The organism is Methylobacterium sp. WL103, from assembly GCF_008039885.1.
In the GTDB taxonomy this organism is placed as follows: Bacteria; Pseudomonadota; Alphaproteobacteria; order Rhizobiales; family Beijerinckiaceae; genus Methylobacterium; species Methylobacterium cerastii.
In genome coordinates, this window is sequence record NZ_VRUX01000371.1 from 1 (window position 1) to 4,235 (window position 4,235).

A 4,235-nucleotide genomic window follows, 5' to 3' on the forward strand; every position below is an offset into this window, starting at 1 on the left:
GGCCTGGGAAGCGGCCTCGTCGGCGGCCTCGGCCGCGCGCATGCTCTCGCGGCTCGGCTGCGGCCGGCGGAAGTCGGTCTCGAACAGGAACGGCGTCGTGGTCGCGCTGGATCGGGCGTTCAATAGACCAGCTCCTCTTCGGCACTGTTCTTGGCGATCATGATCTCACCCTTGTCGGCGAGGTCCTTGGCCAGCTCGGTCATCTTGGCCTGGGCCTCGTCCACCTCCTTGAGGCGGATCGGGCCGATCGAGCCCATCTCGTCGGTGAGGTTCTTGGCGGCGCGCGTCGACATCTGCGCCAGGAAGAAGCCGCGCACGCGCTCGTCGGCGCCCTTTAGCGCCCGGCACAGGGTCTCGTTGTCGACCGAGCGCATCAGCGTCTGGACGCTGCCGGGATCGAGCTTGAGCAGGTCCTCGAAGGTGAACATCAACTCGCGGATGCGCTTGGCCGAGCCGCGGTTGCCCTGGTCGAGGGCGGCAAGGAAGCGGCTTTCCGTCTGGCGGTCGAAGGCGTTGAACACGTCGGCCATCATCTCGTGCGCGTCGCGGCGGGCGGATTGCGCGATGGTGGCGACGAACTCGACCCGCAGCGTCTCCTCGATGTGGCGCAGCGCCTCCTTCTGCACCGTCTCCATCCGCAGCATCCGGTTGAGCACGTCGATGGCGAACTCCTCCGGCAGCAGGGTGAGCACCTTGGCCGCGTAGTCGGAGCGCACCTTGGACAGCACGACGGCCACGGTCTGCGGGTACTCGTTGCGCAGGAACGCGGCGAGGATCTCGGGGTCGACCTGGGCGATCGAGGCCCAGACGCGTTTACCCGAGGCGCCCTTGATCTCGGCCATGATCAACGAGACCTGCTCGGTGGGAAAGATCTTCAGCAGCAGCGATTCGGTGCGCTCGAAGTTCGAGGTGATGCCGCCGCCGCTGGAGAGGCGCGAGACGAAGTCGATGATCAGCTTCTCGACGGTCTCGGCCTCGAGCGATCCGAGTTGGACCATGGCGTGCGAGACCGTCTTGATCTCGTCCTCTTCCAGGCGCTGCCAGATCGGCGCGCCCTCGGCCTCGCCGAGGAGCAGCAGCAAGGCGGCGGCACGCTGGGGCCCGGGCATCGACGCGAACGTCGTCCCGCCGAGATCCTGCAAGCTCTGACCCAGTCCCGTACCCGCCGCCATCGTTCCGTTCTCTCCTCAAGCCACCGAAATCTTCGCTCGAACCACACCGCCTACGGCGTCTCCTGGATCCAGTTGCGCAGGACCTCCACAGTCTCGGACGGGCTGGCGCGGACCATGTCGACCACACGCTGCACCGTGTCGGCTTGGATCTGCCCGTTGATCTTGGCGAACTCCATGAGCTTGGCGGTCTTGCTCTCGGGCACCAGGATGGTGCCGTCGGCGGCGGCCTCGATCCCTGCGCCGGCCACCACCGTGATCATCGGCGTCGCCGACGGGTCGGAGGCGAGCACGCGGCGCAGGAGCGGGCGCACCACCGCCATCAGCACGATCAGGGTGAGCAGCGCGAGCACGCCCAGCTCCACAATCCGCAGCACGTCTTCCTTGCTCGGGCTGAGCAGCGACTGGACCAGCGTCGGCTCGACGAAGTCGGCGGGCGCCGGCGCCTCGGCGAAGCGCAGGTTCACCACCTCGATCTGGTCGCCGCGCGCCTTGTCGAACCCGACGGTGCTGCGCACCAGGGCGGCGATCCGCTCGATCTCGGCGGCGGGGCGGGGCTGGTAGGCGACCTTGCCGTCGGCCCCCGCCACGTAGGCGCCGTCGACCAGCACCGCCACCGAGAGGCGCTTCACCCGGCCGCCCTCGACCACCTCGGTCCGGGTGACCTTGGAGATCTCGTAGTTGGTGGTCTCCTCGTTCTTGTTCGAGGAATCCTTGGGCGCCGGCGCCTTGTCCTGGTTCGCGCCCGGCAGCTCGTTGCCGACGCTGACCGAGCCCTCGGAGTTGGCGGTCTGCGAGGCCTCGGTGCGGGTCTGGCTGGAGCGCACGACCCGGCTCTCCGGGTCGAAGGTCTCAGACCGGCTCTCGACGCGGTTCAGGTCGAGCTCGGCCGAGACCTGCACGCGGGCCCGGCCCGGCCCGACGATGCCGGCGACGATCTCCTCGATCTGCGAGCGCAGGCGGCGCTCGAGGCCGGTCTGCTTCTCCTCGAAGGCGCCGGCCTCGCCCTGCTCGCCCCGGGCGCCGTCGGCCAGCAGCCGGCCGCGCTCGTCGACGATCGAGACGCGCTCGGGCTTCAGGCCCTCGACCGCGGAGGCCGCCAGGTGCCGGATCGCGCGGACCTGGCCCGCGTCGAGGTCGCCCATCAGCTTCAGGACGATGGCGGCGCTCGGCTGCTCGCGGTCGCGCTCGAACAGGCGCCGCTCGGGCATGACGAGGTGGACGCGGGCGGCCTGGACCCGGCCGATCGCCCGGATCGAGCGCGACAGCTCGCCTTCGAGGGCGCGCAGGTGATTCACGTTCTGGACGAAGTTGGTCGAGGAGAAGGCGTCGCCCTTGTCGAAGATTTCGTAGCCGACGCCGGCCTGGCTCGGCAGGCCCTTGCCGGCGAGGTCCATGCGCAGGCGCGGGAGGTCGGCGCGCGGCGCCAGAACGGTCTGGCCGGTGTCGCCCTTGGTCTCGTAGCGGATGCCGCGGGCGTCCAGGTCGCGCACGACCGCGGCCGCGTCCGAGGCCGAGAGGTCGGCGAACAGCACGCCCATGTCGGGGCGCGAGACCCGCAGGATGACGAAGGCGAAGAAGCCGATCAGCGTCAGCGTCACCGCGGCCATCGCCGCGAGGCGCGCCGGTCCGAGCTTGGTGACGAGATCGAGAACCGGCTTCACGGCTGTTACGCACCCACCCCTGGGGGGCGCCGACGACGGCGCCACCCGGCAGAATTTGCCCAGGCCGTGGTTAGCGTGTGGTTAACGAAGTGGAGGGCTTGGTCCCACGCGAAGCCCGGAACGCAGCGAAGCCGCATCCGCGGGGTGGCGGATACGGCTTCGCGTGAAACCGGCGTCGACCGCGCGGACTGGACCGCGTCGGACGGGGCACGGGGTCGAGTCAGTGGCGGTAATGCTGGATGCGCGTGGTGCGCAGGCCGGCAAGGCCGTGCTGGTCGATCGAGAACTGCCAGCTCAGGAACTCCTCGGTGGTGAGGGTGTAGCGCTGGCAGGCCTCTTCCAGGCTCAGGAGGCCGCCGCGAACGGCGGCGACCACTTCCGCCTTCCGGCGGATCACCCATCGACGGGTGCTCGTAGGCGGCAGGTCGGCGATCGTCAGTGGACTTCCATCTGGCCCGATCACGTATTTCACTCTCGGGCGGTGCGGTTCGGTCATGGTACGCTCTACAACTCGACTGACCTGTCGAGACACCAACCTACTTGCGCGAGCTTAAAACATGTTGAAGCGGATCACTCGGAAGTGATTCGTCAGCTCGAGGTTGTGGACAACCCGATTCCGGTGACGCTGGACAGGGGCACGCGCGAGGTGCCGATGATCAGAACCGGGCTCGCGCCGCTGAGGTCGACCTTGTCGACGCTGCCGCTCGTCGCCGTGGCGACCTGCACCGTGGCGCCGGTGGCGTCCGAGGCCGAGACCTTGATCGTGTAGGTACCCTCCGGCGCCGCGAGGCCGGACGAGTTCTTGCCGTTCCACGAGAAGGTCTGGCTGCCGGCGGCGAGCGACGTCGTCTGCGTGCCGACGACGTTTCCCTTTGAATCGGAGATGGTCACCACCGCCTTGGTCGCGTCGCGCGCCGGCGTCAGGTTCCAGGTCGCCGAGCCGTCCTTGAGGTCTGCGGTGGTGCCGTCGGTGGTGACGGTCTTGCCGATGTAGCTCGTGGCGGAAGCGGAGCTCGCCGCCTTGCTGTTGGCCAGGATGCTGTCGAGGCGGTCGTTGCCCTTCAGCTGCTGCTCCACCTGGGCGAACTGCACCAGCTGTTGCGTGAACTGGTTGGTGTCCATCGGGTCGAGCGGGTTTTGGTTCTTGAGCTGCGTCGTCAGCAGGGTCAGGAACTGCGTGAAGTTGCTCGCCAGCGTCGCGCTGTCGGCGGTCTTGCCGGCAGCGCTCGACGCGGCCGCGCTCGTCAGGCTGGAAATGCCGCTGGTCATCGGTGGGCCTCCTCAGATCCGGATGTCGAGGCCGCTCAGGCCGCGGAGCGTGCGCAGGGGCGCGACCTCCGAGACGGCGGCGTCGGAAGGGGTGTTGGGCAGGGCGTTGCCGCGGCCGGGCCGGCCGCGACAT

4 protein-coding genes are annotated in these 4,235 nt (G+C 68.9%); all 4 read right to left on the reverse strand.

Annotation, left to right across the window (positions count from 1 at the left end; translation table 11 throughout):
- Nucleotides 1-119: 119 nt before the first annotated feature.
- The 4 genes from FV222_RS18640 to FV222_RS18655 all read right to left on the reverse strand — a co-directional run bounded on the left by FV222_RS18640 (nucleotide 120) and on the right by FV222_RS18655 (nucleotide 4,102).
- Nucleotides 120-1,172 (reverse strand): flagellar motor switch protein FliG, encoded by a 1,053-nt coding sequence (locus tag FV222_RS18640; RefSeq protein WP_147754027.1) that lies wholly within the window; start codon nucleotides 1,170-1,172, stop codon nucleotides 120-122.
- A 50-nt stretch (nucleotides 1,173-1,222) separates the two neighbouring features.
- Nucleotides 1,223-2,833, reverse strand: coding sequence for a flagellar basal-body MS-ring/collar protein FliF (gene fliF, locus FV222_RS18645; protein WP_147762251.1), 1,611 nt, complete (start codon nucleotides 2,831-2,833; stop codon nucleotides 1,223-1,225).
- A 220-nt stretch (nucleotides 2,834-3,053) separates the two neighbouring features.
- A complete protein-coding gene (locus FV222_RS18650) occupies nucleotides 3,054-3,329 on the reverse strand; it encodes a DUF1153 domain-containing protein (protein ID WP_147728884.1) in 276 nt (91 codons plus the stop codon).
- Between the two features lie 92 nt (nucleotides 3,330-3,421).
- Nucleotides 3,422-4,102 (reverse strand): flagellar hook capping FlgD N-terminal domain-containing protein, encoded by a 681-nt coding sequence (locus tag FV222_RS18655; protein ID WP_147762250.1) that lies wholly within the window; start codon nucleotides 4,100-4,102, stop codon nucleotides 3,422-3,424.
- Nucleotides 4,103-4,235 lie beyond the last annotated feature (133 nt).

Coding starts and splice junctions, on each gene's coding strand:
- FV222_RS18655 (WP_147762250.1), bottom strand. CDS start 4,102: ATGACCAGCGGCATTTCCAGCCTGACGAGCGCGGCCGCGTCGAGCGCT.
- FV222_RS18650 (WP_147728884.1), bottom strand. CDS start 3,329: ATGACCGAACCGCACCGCCCGAGAGTGAAATACGTGATCGGGCCAGAT.
- FV222_RS18640 (WP_147754027.1), bottom strand. CDS start 1,172: ATGGCGGCGGGTACGGGACTGGGTCAGAGCTTGCAGGATCTCGGCGGG.